At 37.4% G+C, this 21,983-nt stretch carries 22 protein-coding genes; 15 read left to right on the top strand and 7 right to left on the bottom strand.

What is annotated here, in order from left to right:
- The first annotated feature begins 171 nt into the window (after nucleotides 1-171).
- The 3 genes from BN1082_RS17215 (at nucleotide 172) to BN1082_RS17205 (ending at nucleotide 3,892) form a co-directional block, all read left to right on the top strand.
- A complete protein-coding gene (locus BN1082_RS17215; protein WP_090636214.1) occupies nucleotides 172-1,041 on the top strand; it encodes a Cof-type HAD-IIB family hydrolase in 870 nt (289 codons plus the stop codon).
- 353 nt (nucleotides 1,042-1,394) lie between these two features.
- Entirely contained in the window at nucleotides 1,395-2,885 is a 1,491-nt protein-coding gene (locus BN1082_RS17210) for a coproporphyrinogen III oxidase (protein ID WP_090636212.1), read from the top strand.
- A 215-nt stretch (nucleotides 2,886-3,100) separates the two neighbouring features.
- A complete protein-coding gene (locus BN1082_RS17205) occupies nucleotides 3,101-3,892 on the top strand; it encodes an enoyl-CoA hydratase (protein ID WP_090636209.1) in 792 nt (263 codons plus the stop codon).
- Nucleotides 3,893-4,200: 308 nt separating this feature from the next.
- Here BN1082_RS17205 and BN1082_RS17200 read toward each other — a convergent pair whose 3' ends face one another.
- A complete protein-coding gene (locus BN1082_RS17200; protein WP_090636207.1) occupies nucleotides 4,201-4,386 on the bottom strand; it encodes a YhzD family protein in 186 nt (61 codons plus the stop codon).
- A gap of 125 nt (nucleotides 4,387-4,511) precedes the next feature.
- Between BN1082_RS17200 and BN1082_RS17195 the strand changes: the two genes are divergently transcribed.
- The 6 genes from BN1082_RS17195 (at nucleotide 4,512) to BN1082_RS17170 (ending at nucleotide 12,283) form a co-directional block, all read left to right on the top strand.
- The gene (locus BN1082_RS17195) at nucleotides 4,512-5,411 is read left to right on the top strand and encodes an ABC transporter ATP-binding protein (RefSeq protein ID WP_090636205.1); all 900 of its coding nucleotides are present in this window, start codon (nucleotides 4,512-4,514) and stop codon (nucleotides 5,409-5,411) included.
- Entirely contained in the window at nucleotides 5,404-6,645 is a 1,242-nt protein-coding gene (locus BN1082_RS17190) for an ABC transporter permease (RefSeq protein ID WP_090636202.1), read from the top strand. The genes BN1082_RS17195 and BN1082_RS17190 overlap by 8 nt, the downstream gene beginning before the upstream one ends.
- 119 nt (nucleotides 6,646-6,764) lie before the next feature.
- Nucleotides 6,765-7,982, top strand: a complete 1,218-nt coding sequence (locus BN1082_RS17185) for a metallophosphoesterase family protein (RefSeq protein ID WP_090636199.1) — start codon at nucleotides 6,765-6,767, stop codon at nucleotides 7,980-7,982.
- 12 nt (nucleotides 7,983-7,994) lie between these two features.
- Nucleotides 7,995-10,988 carry an ATP-binding protein gene (locus BN1082_RS17180; RefSeq protein WP_090636196.1) on the top strand — a complete coding sequence of 998 codons (2,994 nt, stop codon included), beginning with the start codon at nucleotides 7,995-7,997 and terminating at the stop codon, nucleotides 10,986-10,988.
- Nucleotides 10,989-11,041: 53 nt separating this feature from the next.
- Nucleotides 11,042-11,986 (top strand): 3'-5' exoribonuclease YhaM, encoded by a 945-nt coding sequence (gene yhaM, locus BN1082_RS17175; RefSeq protein ID WP_090636193.1) that lies wholly within the window; start codon nucleotides 11,042-11,044, stop codon nucleotides 11,984-11,986.
- A gap of 111 nt (nucleotides 11,987-12,097) precedes the next feature.
- The gene (locus tag BN1082_RS17170; RefSeq protein ID WP_090636191.1) at nucleotides 12,098-12,283 is read left to right on the top strand and encodes a sporulation YhaL family protein; all 186 of its coding nucleotides are present in this window, start codon (nucleotides 12,098-12,100) and stop codon (nucleotides 12,281-12,283) included.
- A 75-nt stretch (nucleotides 12,284-12,358) separates the two neighbouring features.
- On the opposite strand, the gene BN1082_RS17165 is transcribed toward BN1082_RS17170, so the two are convergent.
- Nucleotides 12,359-13,252, bottom strand: a complete 894-nt coding sequence (locus BN1082_RS17165) for a peptidylprolyl isomerase (RefSeq protein ID WP_090636188.1) — start codon at nucleotides 13,250-13,252, stop codon at nucleotides 12,359-12,361.
- Between the two features lie 232 nt (nucleotides 13,253-13,484).
- Between BN1082_RS17165 and BN1082_RS17160 the strand changes: the two genes are divergently transcribed.
- Nucleotides 13,485-13,577, top strand: coding sequence for a YjcZ family sporulation protein (locus BN1082_RS17160; RefSeq protein WP_090636186.1), 93 nt, complete (start codon nucleotides 13,485-13,487; stop codon nucleotides 13,575-13,577).
- Between the two features lie 34 nt (nucleotides 13,578-13,611).
- Nucleotides 13,612-13,701, top strand: coding sequence for a YjcZ family sporulation protein (locus BN1082_RS17155; RefSeq protein ID WP_090636183.1), 90 nt, complete (start codon nucleotides 13,612-13,614; stop codon nucleotides 13,699-13,701).
- A gap of 206 nt (nucleotides 13,702-13,907) precedes the next feature.
- On the opposite strand, the gene BN1082_RS17150 is transcribed toward BN1082_RS17155, so the two are convergent.
- A complete protein-coding gene (locus BN1082_RS17150; protein WP_090636181.1) occupies nucleotides 13,908-14,087 on the bottom strand; it encodes a hypothetical protein in 180 nt (59 codons plus the stop codon).
- Nucleotides 14,088-14,230: 143 nt separating this feature from the next.
- Here BN1082_RS17150 and BN1082_RS17145 point away from each other — a divergent pair, with 143 nt between their 5' ends.
- Nucleotides 14,231-14,620, top strand: a complete 390-nt coding sequence (locus BN1082_RS17145) for a DUF1878 family protein (protein WP_245640469.1) — start codon at nucleotides 14,231-14,233, stop codon at nucleotides 14,618-14,620.
- 2 nt (nucleotides 14,621-14,622) lie between these two features.
- Here BN1082_RS17145 and BN1082_RS17140 read toward each other — a convergent pair whose 3' ends face one another.
- The 3 genes from BN1082_RS17140 to BN1082_RS17130 all read right to left on the bottom strand — a co-directional run bounded on the left by BN1082_RS17140 (nucleotide 14,623) and on the right by BN1082_RS17130 (nucleotide 16,878).
- The gene (locus tag BN1082_RS17140; protein WP_090636175.1) at nucleotides 14,623-15,198 is read right to left on the bottom strand and encodes an HTH-type transcriptional regulator Hpr; all 576 of its coding nucleotides are present in this window, start codon (nucleotides 15,196-15,198) and stop codon (nucleotides 14,623-14,625) included.
- A gap of 617 nt (nucleotides 15,199-15,815) precedes the next feature.
- The gene (locus BN1082_RS17135; RefSeq protein ID WP_090636172.1) at nucleotides 15,816-16,346 is read right to left on the bottom strand and encodes a tryptophan transporter; all 531 of its coding nucleotides are present in this window, start codon (nucleotides 16,344-16,346) and stop codon (nucleotides 15,816-15,818) included.
- A 112-nt stretch (nucleotides 16,347-16,458) separates the two neighbouring features.
- Complete coding sequence (locus BN1082_RS17130) at nucleotides 16,459-16,878, bottom strand: HIT family protein (RefSeq protein WP_090636170.1); 420 nt, start codon at nucleotides 16,876-16,878, stop codon at nucleotides 16,459-16,461.
- 817 nt (nucleotides 16,879-17,695) lie between these two features.
- Between BN1082_RS17130 and BN1082_RS17125 the strand changes: the two genes are divergently transcribed.
- The 3 genes from BN1082_RS17125 to BN1082_RS17115 are packed head-to-tail and all read left to right on the top strand — an operon-like array spanning nucleotide 17,696 to nucleotide 20,393.
- Entirely contained in the window at nucleotides 17,696-18,436 is a 741-nt protein-coding gene (locus tag BN1082_RS17125) for an ABC transporter ATP-binding protein (RefSeq protein ID WP_090636167.1), read from the top strand.
- Nucleotides 18,429-19,640 carry an ABC transporter permease gene (locus BN1082_RS17120; protein WP_090636165.1) on the top strand — a complete coding sequence of 404 codons (1,212 nt, stop codon included), beginning with the start codon at nucleotides 18,429-18,431 and terminating at the stop codon, nucleotides 19,638-19,640. The genes BN1082_RS17125 and BN1082_RS17120 overlap by 8 nt, the downstream gene beginning before the upstream one ends.
- Before the next feature lie 30 nt (nucleotides 19,641-19,670).
- The gene (locus BN1082_RS17115; RefSeq protein ID WP_090636162.1) at nucleotides 19,671-20,393 is read left to right on the top strand and encodes an EcsC family protein; all 723 of its coding nucleotides are present in this window, start codon (nucleotides 19,671-19,673) and stop codon (nucleotides 20,391-20,393) included.
- Between the two features lie 182 nt (nucleotides 20,394-20,575).
- Here BN1082_RS17115 and BN1082_RS17110 read toward each other — a convergent pair whose 3' ends face one another.
- Nucleotides 20,576-21,751 (bottom strand): amidohydrolase, encoded by a 1,176-nt coding sequence (locus tag BN1082_RS17110; RefSeq protein ID WP_090636160.1) that lies wholly within the window; start codon nucleotides 21,749-21,751, stop codon nucleotides 20,576-20,578.
- Between the last annotated feature and the right edge of the window lie 232 nt (nucleotides 21,752-21,983).

Below are 21,983 nucleotides of genomic sequence, written 5' to 3'. Positions count from 1 at the left end.
AGTTGAACTTTGGTTAATAAATGGCTATAAATTGAGTGTTATGCGAGAGGGGGAGACCATTTTGGGAAACCCTTTTTTCTTTGTTTAGTAGATGGCCTTCTGTTCTATATGTGGATGAAAAAACATAAAAGTGATAGTAAGGTAATTTCACCACGAACAGGGGGCAACATGATGATTTATCGCTTGCTTGCTTTAAATATTGATGGCACGCTTCTTCAATCGAATGGAAAAATCCATAAGTCATCAAAAGAAGCTATAGAATATGTCCAGCAAAAAGGAATTTATGTCACATTGGTTACATCACGTAGCTTTCCTTCAGCGAGAAAGGTAGCCAAAGCTTTAAAGATAAAAACACCGATCATTTCGCATCAAGGTGCTTATATTTCCAATTTACAAGAGAAGCCGATCTACGTGAAAAGGATTAATGAGGATATCACCTACGACACAGTCCGTTTTCTTGAAGGCTTTCCATGTCAAATTCGGCTAGTGCACGAAGAATTTTCTTTATCAAATAAATATAAATTACATCATAATTTGTTAGCGAAAACGGTATTCACATCAGGAGATCCCGTATTTTATTCCCAGCAATTTGTTTCCTCCCTAAGTGAATATTTACATGAACAACCAGTTACACCGCCAAAAATTGAGGTGTATTTTGAAGAAAAGAGTGACCTAGAGGATACTAAAAAAGCCCTTGGAAAAATGTTTACAGAGATTGATATGATTGACCTCGACACATTGCGGTTAGACATTGTTCCAGCAGGTGTTTCAAAGCTTACCGGTTTAATTTATCTAGGTAATCAGCTTGGTATCAAAACGAAAGAAATGGTTGTCATTGGTAACGGGATTGACGATATTCCATTAATTGAAACAGTCGGTTTAGGGGTAGCCATGTGGAATGCCGATTTCAAAGTGAAAAGAACCGCCGACTGGATTACAAGGTCAAAAAATGAACATGGTGTTGCTTATATGGTGAAGGAGCATTTTCGAAAGCAACAGCCAATTGAGTTTTTACGGAAAATGAATATTATAAAAAAATAGCTACTCAATACCATAGGAAACAAGCCTATGGTATTTTTGTATATTTTGAATGTATATCATGTGTCCGGCTCCAAGGCTCTTCCGCTTTTCTTAAAGATAAGTAAGTATAAGTTTTTGACTTTGAGAATTGTCTAGCTCCATGCGCCCAGCGACTAGTGGACTTCGCTCTTCTCCCTACGATAAGTCAACATCGAATCGCAAAAAATGCGATTCGTGTTTCCTTTATCTCAGTCGAAGCTCTCCAGTCTATACGTCGCTAAACGGGAGCCTTCCGCATTTCTTGTTTCCACTGTATTGACCTTGAAATAGCGATTTTGTAAACTGAAGAGAGTTTAAATGAAAAGGTGATCGTTTTGAAAATTTCCATTCAAGGGCTAGAGGATGAACGTTTTTATAGGCAACTCCAGCTAATAGCCAATTTATTTTTTGAAGAATCACAGATTTTTTCAATGCAAGCTGAGGCTGATTTACTGATAAAATTCCATTTGCATGTTGAGGAGACGGTGCAAGTTTCTGCAGAATTAGTAGATAATGTGGAAAAAACTTATCGAGCAGAATATCAAAAAGAATTAGTTCCATCCGATTCGGAAAAGGAATTTTTTAAGCAGATCAAAAATGCTGTTTCTCATGTTTATCTAACTGTATTGCAGGATTGGACTGGAATCAAACAAAAATGGGGCATTTTAACAGGAGTCAGACCTACGAAGTTGCTTCATCGGAAGGTGCAGGAAGGCATTCCGACTGAAATCGCTCACCAGCAATTAAAGGATGACTACTTAATAACTGATGAAAAGATTTTGCTGATGCAGCAAATTGTTGACCGTCAGCTAACGGTTGTGCCGGACTTATATACATTGCAAAAGGAAGTGAGTATCTATATCGGTATCCCCTTTTGCCCGACAAAATGTGCATACTGCACGTTTCCAGCCTATGCAATTAACGGCCGCCAGGGTTCGGTTGATTCCTTTCTCGGGGGATTACATTATGAGATGAGGAAAATCGGCTCATGGCTGAAAGAAAAAGGGATTCGGATTACAACTGTGTATTATGGAGGCGGTACACCAACGAGTATTACGGCTGAAGAGATGGACATGCTTTACGATGAAATGTATACTTCCTTCCCTGATGTCGAAAATATCCGTGAAATCACCGTTGAAGCAGGCCGTCCAGACACGATCACGCCTGAAAAATTGGTGGTTTTGAAAAAGTGGAATATCGACCGAATCAGCATTAATCCACAATCATATACTCAGGAAACATTAAAAGCAATCGGACGTCATCACACCGTTTCAGAAACGATAGATAAGTTTCATTTGGCCCGCTCCATGGGAATGAACAATATTAACATGGATTTGATCATTGGCCTTCCTGGGGAGGGGACAACTGAGTTCAAGCATTCTTTAGCTGAAACAGAAAAGCTGATGCCTGAATCCTTAACCGTCCATACATTATCGTTTAAACGCGCTTCAGAAATGACGAAGAATAAGGAGAAGTACAAAGTTGCGGACCGCGGAGAAGTTGAAAAAATGATGGAGCTTGCAAAAGATTGGACGGTTAGCCATGGATATGTCCCATATTATTTATATCGACAAAAAAATATCCTGGGTAACCTCGAAAATGTCGGCTATTCTCTGCCAAATCAAGAAAGTATCTATAACATCATGATCATGGAGGAGCAGCAAACGATTATCGGTCTTGGCTGCGGAGCTGCTAGTAAATTTATTGACCCTGATAGTGGAAAAATAACGCACTTCGCTAATCCAAAGGACCCTAAGACGTATAATGAAAGCTTTGAGGCTTATACTGAAGACAAAATCAAAATATTAGACGAATTATTCACTTAAAATAGGTTCCCCTGCATGAGCTTTGCAGGGGAATTTTGTTGTTTTCGCTTATTTCCTTTAAAAACTGCGAATATTTAAATAAATCTGCGATTGTTATACCGCAACAAAAAAACACTTCGAAATAGGTGAAAATTTCCTATATTAAGAAAATTCCTTTTTATTCAAAGCATTTCCATATATAATAGAGTTGAATGAAAAATATGGGGGTGTCTTAGGTGTCAATTCAATTTGTCACTGATAAGGTAAATTTGACAGTATTCAATCGAGTAGCAACTGTGGAATTGAACAGACCGGAAGCTTTAAACGCAATGGACATGGATGTGATTAAAGGGCTTACCTGTACACTAAAGGAAATAACAGATTCAGACGATATTGATATTGTCGTATTGACTGGAAAAGGAAGAGCCTTTTCAGCAGGTGGCGATATTAAAACGATGCTATCTAACACGGATGAAAAGGAATTTTTCCTTGTTATGGATTGTATTAGTGAACTGATCATTACCCTTTATAGCATTCCGAAGCTGACTATCAGTGCGATTTCTGGAGCGGCTGCAGGATTAGGCTTTAGTCTCGCTTTGGCAACTGATTATATCATTGCTGATAAAGCTAGCAAATTAGCAATGAATTTTATTGGAATTGGACTTATTCCTGATGGCGGTTCCCATTTCTTTTTAGAACAAAAATTAGGAGAGACAAAGGCAAAGCAACTGATTTGGGATGGGAAAATAATGGCGCCAGATGAAGCCCTTAAATTAGGTTTGATTCAGGAAGTGGCAGAGAGTGACCTTCAGACAGCTTTAGATGCCAGAATCTCAGATTGGTTAAAACGACCTATCCAAGCGATGATTAAAACCAAAAAAATCTTAGCGGAAAAAAATCGGCCACAGCTTCTAAAAATTTTGGAATTGGAAAAACAAGGACAGCAAAAAATGAGGGAAACAAGGGACCACAAAGAAGGAATCAATGCATTCATTGAAAAAAGACCAGCAAACTTTATCGGAAAATAAAAGAAGCGGAAGCGCTCCAGTCCATACTTCACTAAAGGGCGCCTTCCGCTTTTTTTTATTGTCTAGCTTCAGCGCCTAGCCCCTCGGGGTCATAAGCCACTCCCAAAACGAAGGCAAAAAGCGCCTTCTTTTTGGAAGCGTCTTATGCCTGTCGGGGCTGACATAGGCGCTTGCGCTTTTCTTATTGTCTAGATCTAGCGCCTAGCCCCTCGGGGTCATAAGCCACTCCCAAAATGAAGGCAAAAAACGCCTTCTTTTTGGGAGCGTCTTATGCCTTTCGGGGTGACCAAGGCGCTTCCGCTTTTTTCTTATGGATGAAATAGTAACAATTTTCCGCTAGGTGATGTGAAGCGATGTGTTTTGTCTATTAAGTTTTCTTCTGATAAGCGTTTCTCAGCCATCTCTTTAGCGGAATGATCATTGTCAGCCAGGATGCTTTCCTCAATTATCTTTTCACCATTCGCTTCAAAGGCTGTTAGTTTGTAGGTTTTCATTGATAAATCCCCCTGTTCATAAATCATTACTATTATTTTCACATAATTCTTTATATTTATCAAAAGAAAAAATGAAACAAAAGGTTAAAAGATACGTATTATTAATTGAGAGGAGTGTAAAAGGAATGGTTCTTAAACTTGAGCATGTGACAAAACGGTTTGGGCAATTTACGGCGGTAAACGATTTATCGTTAAGCATCCCTGAAAAAGAAATGTTTGGTTTTTTAGGTGCAAATGGAGCAGGGAAAACGACAACTTTTCGGATGATTTTAGGATTACTTGATACAAGCGAAGGGAAAATAACCTGGGATGGACAGCCCATTGATTATTCAACAAGCCACTTGGTAGGATATCTTCCGGAGGAACGAGGCCTGTATCCTAAACTAAAGGTCAAGGATCAAATTGTCTATTTAGCAAGACTTAGAGGAATGGAAAAAAATGAGGCTCAAAAAGAATTAAAGGAATGGCTGGAGCGCTTTAAAATTACAGATTATGAGAATAAGAAAGTGGAGGAACTATCAAAAGGAAACCAACAAAAAATTCAATTTATTGCCTCTGTTATACATAGACCAAAGTTATTAATTCTTGATGAACCCTTTAGCGGGCTTGACCCGGTAAATGTTGAGCTACTTAAGGAGGCAGTTATATCCTTAAAAGAGAAGGGAGCCACCATAGTATTTTCAAGCCATCGGATGGAGCATGTCGAGGAAATGTGCGAGCATCTTTGTATTTTGCAAAAAGGAAAGCCGGTCGTTCACGGTTCATTGAAGGAAATAAAAAGAGAATTTGGCAAAAAGAATCTTGTCATTCATGCTGATTTTTCGCTTCAAGAATTAAAGGCTTTTCCGGGTGTCTTGAAGGCGAAAACAACAACAGAAGGAATCCACTTGCAGATTGAAGGTGAAGGGGTTGCGGAACGAATTCTTAAGGAAATCGTCGGTAAAGGGTTCATTCGAAAATTTGCGCTTGAGGAACCCTCATTAAATGATATTTTTATCGAAAAAGTAGGTGCCTCTTATGAATAAATTTTGGATTATCTTATCCCATACCTATATAAATAAATTAAAATCAAAATCGTTTATTATTACAACCATCCTGAGCGTTGCCATTGTATTAGGTCTTACAAATATGGATAATATTATTCATGCATTTGATAAAAATGGCGGTAAAGACAAGGTTGCAGTTCTAGATGAATCGGGTCAACTTTACGAGCCATTTAAGCAGCAGCTTCATAAAATCAATAAAAATATTCAACTCTATCACTACAATGGAAGTGAGACTGAGGCTGAACAAGCGGTTAAAAAGGGAGATTATACTGGGGTCATCCAGTTGCGTATTAATGAGGAAAAATTGCCTGAAGCAACTTATAAAGCAATGAGCATTGCGGATTCGTCATTGTATAATGATCTTCAAACAGGTCTTCAACAACTAAAAACAATGATTGCGGCGTCGCAAATCAATTTGTCACCAAACCAGCTTCAGAAGCTTTACGAGCCGGTTTCATTCAAGCAGTATGCCCTTGAGAAGAATGCCAAAACAGAAGAGCAATTGAAACAAGCTAGGGGGCTAGTTTATGTTCTTCTATTTATCATTTATTTTTCCGTCATCATGTACGCAAGTATGATTGCGATGGAGGTTGCAACTGAGAAGTCATCAAGGGTAATGGAAATCTTAATATCAAGTGTTTCACCGATTAAGCAGATGTTTGCAAAAATATTAGGAATCGGACTGCTAAGCCTTACACAGCTGGCCGTGTTCTTATCGGTTGGTTATTATTCTTTTAATAAGAATATGGAGTCATTAAGTGGTCTCTTTGGATTTAATCAAATCCCAGTTGCAACTATTTGTTACGCAGTGATTTTCTTTATTTTAGGGTATTTCCTTTATGCTACCCTTGCAGCATTTCTTGGATCCCTTGTCAGCAGGATTGAAGATGTACAGCAGATGATTACTCCAATGACCATGCTGATAGTTGCTGGTTTTATGATTGCAATGTTTGGCCTAGGCAAACCTGATGCACCCTTTATTACGATAACATCTTATATTCCATTCTTTACGCCAATGATTATGTTTTTACGAGTTGGAATGCTTAACATTCCGACATGGGAAGCCGTAATAGGGATTGTCATTATGCTGGTAACAATCGTGATCTTTGCCATCATTGGTGCACGCATCTATAGAGGGGGAGTCCTGATCTATGGAAAGTTTAATTCCTATAAGGATATTAAAAAAGCACTACAGCTAACTAAAAATGAGTAATGATGAAACTGAGCTTCGCCAAGATTATGGCGGGCTCTTTTTAAATTTTTTAGAATGGAACGTGCATTCGCTTTTTGGAGGTGTTAAAATGAAGAAAAGACAGTGAAAGGGAATAATTTATGAAACAAATATCATTTATCCATGCAGCTGATCTACATTTGGACAGTCCGATGGTCGGGTTAAAATCATTGCCAGGACATATTTTCAACAGAGTAAGAGAAAGCACCTTTTTAGCATTAAAGAAGCTTACAGAAACAGCAATCAAGCGGCAGGTAGATTTTGTCGTAATAGCAGGTGATTTATTTGACGGAGAAGATCGCAGTCTGCGAGCCCAATCCCGTTTTCGGACGGAAATGTTAAAGCTTGCCGAGAAAGAAATACCTGTTTATGTTGTTCATGGTAACCACGATCATTTAAGTGGTTCGTGGACTCAGCTTGATATGCCCGCAAACGTTCATATTTTCGGAAGAGAAGTAGAAACAAAAGTTGTTCAAACAAAACGGGGGGAAATCATCCACCTTTATGGTTTTAGCTATCCGCAGAGGCACATTTTTGAACGGAAAATTGATGAATACCAAAAAGTGAACAAGGCGGACTTTCATATCGGCATTCTTCACGGCAATGAAGGCGGGGCGCATGAACATGACAATTATGCACCTTTTTCATTTAAAGACCTACAGGACAAAGATTTTGATTATTGGGCATTAGGTCACATCCATAAAAGAATGATATTGGCTGAAACGCCGCCAATTATTTATCCGGGGAACATTCAAGGAAGGAATAAAAAAGAGACGGGTCCAAAGGGTTTTTATCATGTGACATTAACGGATATAGATAACAAACTGGAATTTATTGAAGCGTCGGATATTGTTTGGGAAGAAGCGATGATTGATGCATCTTCGGCAAGGAGCTTCGACGAAGTTTTTCGACTTTGTCAATCAGCCATAAATCATTTTCGTAAAGAGAAGATGGGTACTTTCATTACGCTGGAATTGCAAAACGTTCAAATAGACGATTATCAGGAAAAAAGAAACATAGGCGATGAACTGACCGATCTTCTTCAGGAGGATGAAAGTGACGAGGAAGCATTCGTCTGGCTTGTCGACTTGAACATTTTTGAAAACTTGAATATTGATAGAGAGAAATTAGCAACAGAAGCAAACTTTTTTGCTGAATTTTTTAAAACAGTTGACGATTATGATCACCTGGATACCGCTCTCGCTCCACTGTATCAGCATCACATTGGCAGAAAATATCTATCCAACATTTCTACTAGCGAACAGCAAGAACTAATTAACAATGCTGAGCAGTTGTTATTGAAATTACTCTATAAATAAGGAGGGTGTAATTTGAAAATTGTTGATATACATATATATGGATACGGGCAATTAGAAAATGTCACATTTTCAGACTTAGAGAATTTTCAAGTTTTTTTTGGCGAGAATGAGGCGGGCAAGTCGACCATCATGGCATTTATCCATGGGATATTATTTGGGTTTCCTACCAAACAGCAATCCTCCGAGCTACGGTACGAGCCGAAAAACGGTGCGAAATATGGAGGGAAAATAAGGATTTTTCATGAGGAGCATGGGTTTGCGGTTATTGAAAGGGTCAAAGGAAAGGCCGCAGGTGATGTAAAGGTTGCGTTGGACAATGGGACGGTTGGTGGTGAGGAACTGCTAAAAGACTTACTGTCCAATTTCGATAAAAGCTTGTTCCAAGCCATTTTCTCCTTTAATTTGCATGGATTGCAGAACATTCATCAAATGAAAGGAGAAGATATTGGAAAATTTTTATTTTCTGCAGGAACATTAGGAACAGAGCGATTAGCACGTACGGAAGCATCACTACAAAAAGAATTAGATTCTCGATTTAAGCCAGGCGGAAAGAAACCAATTCTAAATGAAAAATTTCATGAAATACATGATTTACATAAAGAATTGAAAAAAGCCGCAGCTAAAAATCAAGAGTACGAGCAACTGGTAGAAAAGAAGCTAACCCTTCAGCAGGAAATGGAAGAGATTACAATCTCACTCCAAGAACTGAAAGAAGAGGCCGATAAGCTGAGTGAGTGGAAAAAGATAAGGTCACTTGTTCAAGAGGAAAAACAGATTTCCAAAGAACTGAAGGAAATGGGGGATTTCCAATTCCCGGTTCGTGGAATTGAACGACTCGAGCAGCTGAATCAATCTATTCGCCCCCTTAAAGGGCAGATGATAAGTTTACAGGAAAGAATCGATCAATTAAAACAGGAAATTCTGTCCTCACAGCCAGATCTTTCTTTCCTTGAGAACGAGTCAGTCCTAATGTCAACACTGGATCAAATCCCTTTAGTTGAGCAAATGATGCTAGAAAAACAAAAATGTGAAACTAGATTGACAGAGATGGATGAAAAGCTGGTATTGTTGAAAGAAAAGCTTCATCTATCTATTAATGATGAAGAAATCCTTGCGATTAATACAAATATTTTTATGAAAAATGAAGTAGAGTCGATTGCGAAAAAGGGACAAAAGCTGATAGAACTGCAACAGGATCTTGAAAAACGTTTTCAGGAAGAGAAAGATAGTCTGGAAAATATTGAAAAGGATGTTCAATTTGCCGAAAGCCAGATTCTTTCAGAAAAGGAAAGAGCAATACTTGAAGAGCAAATTAATGAAGGGAGTGACAAGAAGGGTTTAGAAATTGAATGGACCACAGTGAAAGATAAAATGAAATTTTATCAGGATGAAACAAAACGGGAACGAAGTCTGCAACAACAAAGATGGATTCAGTTTATGATCTTTGAGCTAATTTTATTAGGATTTACATTCTATAGTTTGAAATCAAGTCAGTGGGTTCTGTTTTTACTTGGGTTGATTGGATGTATCATGATGCTCATTTTTATGACCAATAACTTCAGGGATTCAAAACAAGAGGACATTAGGAAAACCCTTGATCGTTTAAAAGAGAAGGAAAAGAAATTACAGGAAAAGTTACAATCGGCTGAATTTAGAGATCTCTCCTATCTAATCGAACAAATAAAACTTGATGATCATCGTAGGGATAATTTGCAAATCTTAAACATCAAGCTTGAAGGGCAGCAAAATCAATATGAGAGAGTGATTGCGAAATTTGAGGATTGGGAAAAGGAAGCTAGAGAGCATAAGAAAAAACTCGTGGCTCTAAGCAGTAATTTAAGAATTCCTGAATATATGGCCCAGTCTCATTTAGATGAAGCTTTTGAGCTGATTGAACAATTTAAATTAGTTGGAAGGGAAAAACAGCATTTGCTTGAACGAATGAAGCAAATTAGCCTTGAACAAGCTAGAATAGCGGAAGAGGTAAATTTTTTTACCAACCGCTATTTGTCTGAAACCAATAAGGACCTACATAAAATTGCCTACTTATTAAGGAACAAGCTGAAGGAAGAACATGAAAAATATGTTAAGTGCACCGAGAAGCAAAGGAAGTTGGAAGATTTTGCAGCTGATATCCAGCAATTAAACAGAGAACACCAACAGCTTCAATTTGAAAAAGAGCAGCTTTTCAATGAAGCCGGTGTAGAGGACGAGCAGTTTTACTATGAGATTGGTAATAAAGCTGAGAAAAAGAGGAAGCTACTAGAAAGGCTTTTCATTCTTCAAGAGCAGCTTCAGTATTCATTGCTTAATGAAGCTGAGCGGGAAAGCTTTTTACAAATCCATCATGCGGAGGAATTAATCGCTGAATATAACAATAAAGCTTTAACTCTTAAGAGTCGATTAACAGAACTGCAGGAAGAACAGGCCTCTATAAAATTTGAAATACAAGTTTTAGAAGAAGGCGGAGTCTATTCAGAATTACTACATCAATTTAGGCAGAAAAAATTTGAGCTTGAAAAAGAGGCAAAGACATGGGCTGTTTATCATGTAGCGCAAGACTTATTGGCAAACACAATTGAGAAGTATAAAAATATTCATTTGCCAAAAATGCTTGCCAAGGCAGAGGAGTATTTATCATTTCTGACCAGTGGAAATTATCAAAAAATCCATCTGCAAAGGTCTGGAACAGGGTTCTTGATTGAGAGGAAAGACCATACATTATTTGAAGCAAATGAGTTGAGTCAAGCGACAACTGAGCAGGTTTACGTTTCAATCCGGTTTGCTTTAGCAACAACCCTTTATGAAAATTTTCACTTTCCGATTATGGTCGATGATAGTTTTGTTAATTTTGATGCAAGAAGGACGCAAAAGGTGTTGCAGCTATTAAAAAAGCTAAAGAAAAATCAAATCTTTTTTTTCACCTGCCATGAACATTTACTAAACTCTTTTTCAAAGGAGAGTATTCTTCAGCTTACCAAAAATACCATTGAAATTCATTCATAGACCGCTAGGTCCATATGTTATACTTTTACTATTGGGAAGGAGCGAAAGGATAAATGGGGAAAGGTATTTTGCATTATGATGTCGGGGAACAGATTGAATTGTTTCTATTAATTAAAAGTGCAACAAAAGGAACTGCGAGTAATGGTAAGCCGTTTTTAACGCTTATTCTACAAGACCAGAGTGGTGAAATTGAAGCAAAGCTTTGGGATGCCAACGATGATGATGAAAAGAGCTATGCAGCACAAAATATTGTAAAGATCCTTGGCGATGTTCAGAGTTATCGTGGGAAAAGTCAGCTGAAAATTCGCCAAATCCGCCGGACAGGTCCAGCTGATGGGGTAAAATTAGATGACTTTTTAGAGACAGCACCACTAAGCATTGAAGAAATGCAGAGTGAGCTAACTCAATATATTTTTGAAATGAAAAATCCAAATATCCAGAGAATTACTCGTCATTTAATGAAAAAACATCATAAAGAATTTATGGAATACCCAGCCGCAACGAAAAACCATCATGAATTTGTTTCTGGACTTGCTTACCATGTGGTCAGCATGCTAAAACTGGCAAAAGCGATAGCAGCACTGTATCCAAGTTTAGATAAGGATTTACTCTATGCGGGAATCATTTTGCATGATATGGGAAAGGTCATGGAATTGTCGGGACCGATTTCAACGGTTTATACACTCGAAGGGAATTTGCTTGGTCATATCACCATTATGATTAATGAAATTGGCAAAGCAGCTGAAGAATTGGGGATATCAGGGGAGGAGGTTCTCATTTTGCAGCATCTTGTCCTAAGTCATCACGGAAAAGCTGAATGGGGGAGTCCGAAACCGCCACTGATTAAAGAAGCAGAGATTCTTCATTATATTGATAATATAGATGCAAAAATGAATATGTTAGAAGGTGCTTTAGAAAGAGTGAAGCCAGGGGAATTTTCCGAACGGATTTTTGCTTTGGACAATCGCTCATTCTATAAGCCGGTATTCCATAAATAGAGAATAGTCCTTAAAAGGGCTATTTTTTTTACTTAATAATAGAATATTTCAATGGTAGGCGAATAAGCTGATAATAAGTAAGGACAACCATTAAAGAAGGGAGCAATTTAATTGTCTATTCCTATTTGGGTATATGCTGTTGTGGTTGGGATCGTTATTAGTGCGCTTATGGCTATAAAAACGGGAAGAGAAGAACGCCTGTTGGAGCAAGAAACGATTGAAAAAGAAGGCGAAATTTATATGGAGCGGCTAAAAAGAGAAAAAGGATTGCGTGAAGAAGAGAATATGCAAGGATAAAATGAGGATGTCCCTAAAAGATTTAACCTTTTAGGGACATTCTCATTTTTTTATAGGATTTGCTCGCTATTCGTATTATTGACCAGAAGGTGTTGAACCTTGAGAAGCTTGAGGATTTAGATTTATAGCAGCTTGTAAGTCTTTGTCGCTAACTTTTACATTCGCGTCTTTTAGTTCACGCTGCATTGCTTTAGTTATGCTATCGCTGGTTAATTTTGAAGATTTTACATCGTATTCAATTTCACTCTTCATTTCGTTAAATGGTTTCTTCGGTTTAATTTCCTCTAACTGAATAATGTGATAACCAAATTGAGATTTTACTGGAGCGCTAATTTCGTTAGGCTTCGTAAGTGTATAAGCTCCTTTTACAAAATCTGGGTCAAGTTGTCCTTCGGTTTGCTTATTAATCCAGCCAATCTCACCGCCATTAGCTGCAGAACCGGTATCCTTTGAATATTGTTTCGCTAAATCCGCGAAATTTCCACCAGCATCAAGCTTTTGTTTAACCTCGTTTGCAGTATTTTCATCACTAACGAGGATATGACGAACTCGAATCTCTGGTTTTAAGTTATTGTAATAATCTTGCAGCTCTTTGTCAGTCACTTTCACATCTTTCATTGCAGCCTTTTCTTCCATCATACCAATCTTCATTGTTTTCTTTAAGTCATCTTCATTTTTATATCCATATTGGGCAATTGCCGCTGGAAAGTTTGAGCCAAGCTGCTGTTTTAACTGATCGACTTTGGCGTTTAATTCCTTATCGGTTACTGGATATTTTTTAGGAAGAATTTTTTCATAAATAAGTTGTTGCAAGGCTTGTGGTCCGATTTTAGTCTTCATTGCATTGTAAAGATCTTGCTGTGAGATGTTTCCATCTTTAGTCTCTGCAACAGTGCTAGAACCTGCTGAACATGCACTTAATGTAAGAACACTTCCAGCAAGTGTTAGTGCCAATATCATTTTTTTCATCTGATGAACCTCTCCTAAACAGTAAATTCTTGTGAATAATTGTCCACAAACTTTACTATAACATAAATGGGAACTACTGCAAAAAATATTACCCGTAAACTTTTGAATTAAAATGTATTTTTCTAATAAATATAGTTGAATTTACGTTCAATTGAAAAATAAGGTAAGAGCCTAAACGAAAAGTAAACAGCTTGAATAGAATAGGTTAGTAAATAAAAAAGGAGGTAATTTGATGAGCGGTGGATTTGGCACTGGAGCTGGATTTGCTTTAATTGTTGTGCTTTTCATTTTATTGATTATTGTTGGAGCAGCTTGGGTTTGGTAAATATACTTTGACAAATAGGAAAGGGGTGTAAATAATGGGAGACGGAGTACACGGTGCAGGATTTGCGTTAATCGTTGTCCTATTCATCCTTTTGATTATCGTTGGAGCAGCTTGGGTTTGGTAAATAAAAAGGATCATAAAGGCGATGAGAATTATCTCATCGCCTTAATTTTGTTTTCGGAATCTATACCATTGGACTTTGAGAATTGTCCAGCTCCCCGCGCCCAGCCCCTTGGATCATAAGCCGCCCCACTGTGGTGGCTGAGAAGCTGCCTCCTCGCGGTCGTATTATGCCTGTCGAGGATAACCAAGGCGCATCCGTTTTTCTTATTATGTAAAAAGAATTTCTATGTATGATGAGATAAGGAGAATGGTGGTCAGAACATTAATGGTCCGGAAAACTTTGTGCTGGCGTTCCTCAGGTATTTCTTTCTGAATACAAAGGGAATCTGTCAATTTATTTACATAAAACAGAATAAAAATGGAAAGGACAATAAAAATGGAGATCATCAATGATTCCCTCCTGTTGTTCGTTTATCTTTTATACAATATCAGAAATTTTTTAAAAAAGATAGTCCAAAAGAGTGGGAGTCTAACAGAAAATCAAACCTGGTTGAAAAAAATGTACTAAAATAGTTTATCACTTATTTAAAATGGTGAATAATGAGAAAAGAATTTTTGAAGGAATAGGGTGGAGGATTGGCGCAATGAATGAACAGCAAATTCTAAAGCGAATTCAACTTTTAGAATATCATCAAAAGCTTATAGTAATGCTTTTAAATAATCCAAACCTTGAATTTTATAAGCTAATCATTGAAAACAGAATATCTGAACAAGAAACTCAAAAGTTTTATTCTTTATGTGACAAGTTGAGCAAAAAAATGGAAGAACAAAAAGCGGAAGGTTTCGTATACTTTTATCCGCTTTTTGATGAATTCTTAGACTCATTGCCACTAAACTTTTTTATAAAGGAATTGATCCACTCATGTTTGAAACAACAACTTTATGAGCCTCTTTTCAAAGAATTTGTAAAATACCTTTAGAACTATGCGAGTTCCTGATGGGAGTCTTCAGATTTCTTGAGTTTACCATCTTCTTCAACGAAGGTTTTCTCAATATTTTGGAAGGAGCGCTCAAATATTTCCATGAAATCGTCACCATAAATGTTACGAACAATTGCCATCACTTCAATGATATCAGGAAATTTCCCATACAATTCCCTTAACGGTAGTGCGCCGGTAAATGCAGCATTTCCATTAGGTTCATAGGCTTCCATCAACTGCAGTAATATATCTTCTCCTTGTGACGTAAGTTTGATGTACGTATTTCGTTTATCATTTTCTTTCTTCGAGAATTTTAGTAATCCTCTTTCTTCTAACTTTTTAGAAAAATTAAACGCTGTTGAAACATGCATGACTCCGAATTTCGCCACATCTGAAATAGATGCTCCATTCAAGTGATAGGCAATCCAGAGAATGTGATGCTCATTGATATTTAAATCATAAGGCTTAATCCATTGTTGCCAATCTTTCTCAACTGATTTCCATAATGCTTTACTTAGCTGTGCAATTCTTTGAGTAAAAAGCATTGCTTCCTTCAATGAATATTGTTTTTCTCTCATCCCCATTTTCACCTACTTTAATATTTCTCTATTTTAATTATGCCAATAAAATAAAAATTAATAAAGAAAAAATTAACAAAATTTTTAGAAATTACAATAATTTTTTAAAATTATTTAATTTTAGGGCCAATTTAATTGAGGAATGGTAAAAAACTCAATTTTACAAAATTGAAAGCAGTTAATTAATACTATTTTACGTGTTTTCACAAAGTATTTCCAACTTTTTTGATTTTTCGTTTATAGAAATTTTTAGAATTTTTAAAACATAAACTTTTTTTGGGAAATTTAAGTCTAGTTTCGCCTCAATGAAAAATGAGGGATGATATTAAAAAAAGGCTGTGTTCAAGGTCATTGTTGATTTTTGAAACTATGTTGATTGGAGCGGAAGGCGCGAGATCCTCGAAAATGCTATCGCATTTCCTTCGTGCGGTGTTGATTCAAGGATGCTGATTCAACGTCCTGCGGGAGTACGGGGCAGGGGAGACCCCACAGGCGCTTAAGCGCCGAGGAGGCTCCCCGCGGAAGGCGAAGCACCTGGAGCGTAAATCAACAGGCAAGTTTAACACAGCCTAAAAGAAAGAAAAGAACCCCGGATTGAGATTCTTTTCGAAAAGTCATTATTTTTGAATGGAAGTAGTAGAGGAATATTTTGTTTTCTTAATCACTGATTGTGCAACAGGATACAAAATAACCATTACTATAGTGTTTAACACAGCTGCAGGGAGTACAGCCATTCCGAATAGTCCAAGAAAAGGACCTGGTAAGCCTACAATTAAATAGGCAGATGTTAGAAATATTGTTCCAGAAATCAATGTACCTATGGCTGTTAGGATCCCGGCACTTATGATTGAATTTCTAAATTTACCTAAAGCTAAGAATAAACCAAAGATGACCGATGCAGTAACAAATTTATCGATTATGTTGGGAATTTGACCACCTGGAAATCCGGTAGTTAATGCTGACAGGATTCCGGTAATGATGGCTAACAGCATAACACTTTTCATTTCCGGAAATAGAATAATTCCTAAAAACATCATTGTTAACATCATGTCGGGCTTTATACCAAGATAAATCGGTGGAATGATCGAATGGAGGACAGCCCCAATCCCCATTAGTAGTGCTAATGATACAAGTTTCTTCGTATTCAATTCTCATCTCTCCTCAACTATTCTCAAACTATTTCGTTTCTCCTACAGTGCGCTAGTTGCCTGCAGCGAAAAACTTGAAATCATTATATCACATAAAAATAGTTTAAATAAACTAAAAATGTTTTTTAATATTGGAGGCCATCTCTTGGTACATATCCGGTGTATAATCACTTTGGTTGTTTTTCCAGACAGCACCAAATCCATCTCCTTTTCCATAGCGGGGAATTAAATGGACATGGTAGTGGAATACGGATTGCCCAGCCTGTTCGCCATTATTGTTGACCATATTTAAACCAACAGGTTCAAATTCTTGTTTTAGGGCATTGGCAATCTCGGGTACCACTTCAAAGAGATTTCTGGCTATTTCTGGGGTTAGTTCGAACAGATTTTCTTTATGTACCTTTGGAATCACGAGTGTATGCCCTTTCGTAACCTGACTGATGTCTAGAAAAGCCAGCACATGTTCATTTTCAAATACTTTTGCAGAAGATATTTCACCATTAATAATTTTACAAAAAATACAATCGTTCATTTTTGGCCATCCCCTTTGAAATAATATCAAATTCATTGGACTGCTAGAATTGTCCAGCCTCATAAGAGTAAGCTTCGGAAGCGGTACATCGCACGCCGAAAAACGTGAGTTTTTCGGCGGAGCGCCTTGCCCTGGCCGCTGCTCCTGCGCCACTGCTTATTCGAGGAAGTAATGTTCAGCTCGTCGCATGCCTGCAAGGAAGATTATTCAGCGACGCAGGCAGGCTGACCTAGGCGATTCCGCTTTTAAGTTTGTCTCATTTTACCATAAGTAAGCAAAAAGAAAAAGGCAGGATTCGCTTGGAATCCCGCCTTCCCGAAGGGGACTTGCTTCATTTATGACGTTCAATTAGGAGTGTTCTTTGATAAACACCTCATTTTTTATAGAGCGTTTTTATAAAGAGACATCATTGTTCAAGCTGACCATCCCCTATTTTGTTTTTATAGGTTTTTACTTCCTTTAAAAACGTAGGCGATCTGCGATAAACACCTCATTTTCCGTTTATTGTCCATAAACAGTTGATGTGTTATTTGAACTCAAAATGGTTACAGTACAGATTGTACAATACAACCATCCCCTTATCTGAAACGTAGTAGAAGCTTAACTTTTATGAAAGGAAACTGTCTTTAGTAGACACCTCATTTCAAGTTATGATGAAATCACTTCATCGAAATAGTTATTTCCCCTTCGATTATTATGATGTTCCATTTGAAAAAAAATATTCAAAGTAATTTTTCCTCAAAATTGAATTTCTATTTTTATCGGGTACAATTTGATAAAATGATTAATAATCATGCTACTTAAGGAGCGTTGAAATATGTCTTTATTATCGATTGAAAATCTGACAGGGGGCTATACAAGAAACCCTGTATTAAAAGATGTTTCTTTTGAAGTCAATGAAAAAGAGCTTGTAGGGCTAATCGGTTTAAATGGTGCTGGGAAGAGTACCACCATCAAGCATATTATTGGTTTGATGGAGCCGCACAGTGGAGAAATAACCATCAACGGAAAATCCTTTACTGAAAATAAAGAAGCTTATCGGAGGCTGTTTACGTTTGTTCCTGAAACACCTGTTTTATATGAAGAGTTGACGCTCGATGAACATTTAAGATTAACCGCAATGGCATACGGCATAGATGAAGCTGTTTTTAAAGAAAGAGTCAAACCACTATTAACTGAATTTCGTATGGAAAAACGCCTAAAGTGGTTTCCAGCCCATTTTTCAAAAGGAATGAAGCAAAAGGTGATGATCATGTGTGCGTTCTTAGTCCAACCTGCTCTTTACATCGTTGATGAACCCTTTGTTGGACTAGACCCACTCGGCATCCAATCATTATTAGACTTAATGAAAAAAATGAAGGATAATGGTGCTGGAATTTTGATGTCTACACATATACTTGCTACTGCCGAAAAATATTGCGACCGTTTTATTATTCTTCATGAAGGAAAAATACGTGCAAAAGGAACGCTCGAGGAGCTTAGGGAGGAATTCTCAATGCCAATGGCATCCTTAGATGATTTATATATTCAATTAACAAAGGAAGAAAATTATGTTTGATGATCAGAAGCTTTGGAAGGAACGATTCGGTTCACGTGTTAAAGATTTAAGCAGGTATCTTCGCTATATATTTAATGGGCATCTTGTCGTCGTCTTATTATTTTTAATTGGCGGTGGTGCATTTTATTATCAGAATTGGATTACTGGTCTTTCAAACAGTTTTCCGGTAGTGACCATCATGGCTTTTGTTTTGGCGATCTTTTTAACCTATAGTCCTGTTTACAATTTTTTACTTGAAGCAGATCGAATCTTCTTAATCCCATTAGAAAATAGGTTAAAAAGGTACTTTCTGAGATCAGGAGTAGCAAGCTTTGTCTTTCAAGGCTATATTCTATTAATGGTTTTTGCGATACTCATGCCGATGTATGCCCATGTTGGAAATCATGGCTTTCGCCTTTTTTTTCCGTTTTTTGTTGTGCTTTTAGCTGCAAAAGCATGGAATTTGGTTGTTAGCTGGCAAATCTCCTATTTTGTTCAGCCATCTGTTTATCTGTGGGATATGGTTGTTCGCTTTTGTATAAATGCATTATTGTGCTACTTGTTACTTCAGCAGGCACATCTACTATTCCTGTTGGTCATCGTAGTGGTAATGGTATTTTATTATCGATCTTATTTTGTCCGAACAAGAAAAATAGGTCTGAAATGGGACTTGCTTATTGCTTCTGAAGAAAAAAGAATGGCTTCCTTTTACCGACTTGCTAACCTTTTTACAGATGTACCGAAAGTAAAGGATACCGTGAAAAGAAGGAGATGGCTTGATTTCTTCCTCAATCGGATTGGCTTTTCACAGGATAAAACCTATCTTTATTTATTTTCAAGAACGTTCTTACGCGCTTCAGATTATCTTGGTCTGTTTCTCCGGCTAACAGTGATCGGGATGCTTGCTTTGTATTTCATTACTTTCGGCTGGGGACAAATAGTCTTAACACTGCTTTTTCTCTATTTGACTGGTTTTCAGCTTTTACCTTTATGGAATCATCATCAAAATAAGCTTTGGGTGGATTTGTACCCAGTGGCAGCAAAACATAAATTTGCTGCATTCCGTTTGCTGTTGATGGTCATATTATCAATCGAGGTCGTTATCTTTACCATAGTTATTCTCTTGAAAGGACAACTTATCATTTCGCTGCTTACGTTCCTTGCAGGAATTTGTTTTAATTACATATTTACTTACATATATAGTAAAAATAGATTAAAACCATAAGCTATTCCCTTTGAAAGCGGTGGAAAGCGAATGAATGAATATGAGTTAAAGGTCATTGATGAAATAGCGGATTGGAAACGGAAAATAACGAGACGTACCGGGATGATAAAGCGATTATCAAAAAAGGCGCAAGGGAAAATAAATCATCTCATTCCGACCAAGGTGCATTTAGTATTGACTGGGAGCATAAAAGCAATGGTAAAAGCAACATTATTTGGTTCCCAGCTAATGACAAGGAAAAGTCAGGAGCGGAGATTAAGTCTTGAAGAACGAGATAAACTGGTTCGAAAAAAAATAGTTGCTTATCAGAGAACAGCGATCGTTGAAGGTGCAGGTACTGGTGCTGGAGGGATTTTAATTGGGTTGGCTGACTTTCCGTTACTACTAACCATCAAGATGAAATTCTTGTTTGATGTCGCCTATATCTATGGTTTTAATACGAGTGAATATGAGGAACGATTATTTATTCTCCATGTTTTTCAGCTTGCTTTTTCTAGTGGTGAAATTCGTAGGATAACCTTATCTGAAATTGAAAATTGGGATATTCGAAAACAGCATCTTGTCGAGATGGATTGGCATAAGTTTCAGGAGGAGTATCGTGATTATATTGATTTTGCCAAAATGTTTCAGCTCGTTCCTGGAATTGGGGCTGTTGTCGGAGCATTTGCCAATAACAATCTCATCAGACACTTAGGGTTGACCGCAATGAACGCTTACAGATTAAGGATATTAAATAGAGCCCCTGAATATTAAAGGATTCAGGGGCTTTTCATCTATAAGATAAGAATGTATATAAACTCATTTTTAATAATACCTGAGTTTTCCATTTTTTTATGCTACGGTCACTATTATTTTAATTAGTGCCTGAACACACTATTTTCCTCGACTTCAGGCACTATTAAATTAACTTGTAAGCGAACTTGCCATTTTTCCTCTTATTGGGTATGAATTTGCGTTGCTGCGGTTCCAAGTGTTTTGGCGGCAATTAACATTGCTTTTTCATCGATGTCAAATTTAGGATGGTGGTGCGGAAAGACAGTGTCGGTGTAAACCGGTTTTGCACCAGTGAAAAAGAAGGTGCCTGGCACCTTTTGCAAATAGTAGGCAAAATCCTCACCGCCCATATGTGGCTCAGTTTCTTCTATTATTTGTATTTCTGGGACAAGCTTGGCAATCTGAACTAAATATTCGGTTTCCTTTGCATGGTTCACTACAGCAGGATAGCCTCTTTCAAATCGATATTCGTACGTACTTCCTGACAAATAGCAAGTTCCTTCAATAATTCTCCTTATTTCCGATTCGATGAATTGCTGTACTTCCTCATTGAAAGTCCTTACAGTACCAACAAGCTGAGCTTTATCCGCAATGACATTGAAGGCGTTTTGTGCTGTAAAGGATCCAACGGTTACGACCGCTGAATCAATGGGATTTACTCGTCTACTGACAATTTGCTGCAGGTTTATTACAAGCTGTGATGCTATGACAATCGCGTCCTTGGTTTTATGTGGCTGTGCTCCATGACCACCTTGACCTTGTATATCAATTTCAAAACGATCAGCCGCAGCCATAATGGGGCCTGTTCGATATTGAATTTTTCCTGTTGGTTCACCTGCCCATAAATGAGTCCCAAAAATAACATCCACATTATCTAAGCACCCTGCTTCTATCATCGAAAGGGCCCCGCCCGGTGCATACTCTTCAGCGTGCTGATGAATAAAAACATATTCCCCTGCTAATTCGTCTTTCAGCTCATTTAATGATTTTGCTAAAAGAAGCAGGGCAGCAGTATGACCATCATGACCGCAGGCATGCATGACTCTGGGTACAATCGATTTATATGGAACATCCTTTTCATCCTGAATGGGGAGCGCATCAAAGTCTGCTCGTATTGCTACTGTTTTCCCCGGCATCTTTCCATAAACCTTGGCAACGACCCCATTGCCGCCGATATTTCCTTTTACTTCAATATTTAATTCTTCATAAAAGGATTTAATTAACGCAGCTGTCTTGTATTCCTTGAATGATAGCTCAGGATGCTGGTGCAAATGGCGGCGGATTGCAACCATTTCTTCATAATAACCTTCTAATTTATCAAAAAGTTTATTTAACACATTCTGCTCCCCCAGTTCTAAATAAATTTTATTTATTTTCAAACTATTTTAACAATTTATCTTAGAATTTTAAAGTGATCCTAAAGATTTCTAAAGACTAATAGCAGACCGCTTAAAAGAATTACCTCTTACTTCGGGTTTAGAGCGTTGTCAATATTCTAAATAATTTTATTAATTGAAAAACGACTATTTTTTGACATTTAATTTTGGTATCTATGCAGACATAAGAATA

The sequence above is a fragment of the Neobacillus massiliamazoniensis genome (genome assembly GCF_001048695.1).
GTDB classification, from domain to species: Bacteria; Bacillota; Bacilli; order Bacillales; family Cytobacillaceae; genus Neobacillus; species Neobacillus massiliamazoniensis.
This window is presented reverse-complemented; position numbering and strand designations above follow the sequence as displayed.

Excerpts from the sequence above, each read along its gene's own strand:
- BN1082_RS17155 (WP_090636183.1), top strand. The coding sequence starts at position 13,612 with ATGGGAGACGGAGTACACGGTGCAGGATTTGCGTTAATCGTTGTCCTA.
- BN1082_RS17130 (WP_090636170.1), bottom strand. The coding sequence starts at position 16,878 with ATGAACGATTGTATTTTTTGTAAAATTATTAATGGTGAAATATCTTCT.
- BN1082_RS17150 (WP_090636181.1), bottom strand. The coding sequence starts at position 14,087 with ATGATCTCCATTTTTATTGTCCTTTCCATTTTTATTCTGTTTTATGTA.
- BN1082_RS17215 (WP_090636214.1), top strand. The coding sequence starts at position 172 with ATGATTTATCGCTTGCTTGCTTTAAATATTGATGGCACGCTTCTTCAA.
- BN1082_RS17120 (WP_090636165.1), top strand. The coding sequence starts at position 18,429 with ATGTTTGATGATCAGAAGCTTTGGAAGGAACGATTCGGTTCACGTGTT.
- yhaM (WP_090636193.1), top strand. The coding sequence starts at position 11,042 with ATGGGGAAAGGTATTTTGCATTATGATGTCGGGGAACAGATTGAATTG.
- BN1082_RS17200 (WP_090636207.1), bottom strand. The coding sequence starts at position 4,386 with ATGAAAACCTACAAACTAACAGCCTTTGAAGCGAATGGTGAAAAGATA.
- BN1082_RS17115 (WP_090636162.1), top strand. The coding sequence starts at position 19,671 with ATGAATGAATATGAGTTAAAGGTCATTGATGAAATAGCGGATTGGAAA.
- BN1082_RS17195 (WP_090636205.1), top strand. The coding sequence starts at position 4,512 with ATGGTTCTTAAACTTGAGCATGTGACAAAACGGTTTGGGCAATTTACG.
- BN1082_RS17125 (WP_090636167.1), top strand. The coding sequence starts at position 17,696 with ATGTCTTTATTATCGATTGAAAATCTGACAGGGGGCTATACAAGAAAC.
- BN1082_RS17145 (WP_245640469.1), top strand. The coding sequence starts at position 14,231 with ATGGTGAATAATGAGAAAAGAATTTTTGAAGGAATAGGGTGGAGGATT.
- BN1082_RS17140 (WP_090636175.1), bottom strand. The coding sequence starts at position 15,198 with ATGAGAGAAAAACAATATTCATTGAAGGAAGCAATGCTTTTTACTCAA.
- BN1082_RS17165 (WP_090636188.1), bottom strand. The coding sequence starts at position 13,252 with ATGAAAAAAATGATATTGGCACTAACACTTGCTGGAAGTGTTCTTACA.
- BN1082_RS17190 (WP_090636202.1), top strand. The coding sequence starts at position 5,404 with ATGAATAAATTTTGGATTATCTTATCCCATACCTATATAAATAAATTA.
- BN1082_RS17160 (WP_090636186.1), top strand. The coding sequence starts at position 13,485 with ATGAGCGGTGGATTTGGCACTGGAGCTGGATTTGCTTTAATTGTTGTG.
- BN1082_RS17185 (WP_090636199.1), top strand. The coding sequence starts at position 6,765 with ATGAAACAAATATCATTTATCCATGCAGCTGATCTACATTTGGACAGT.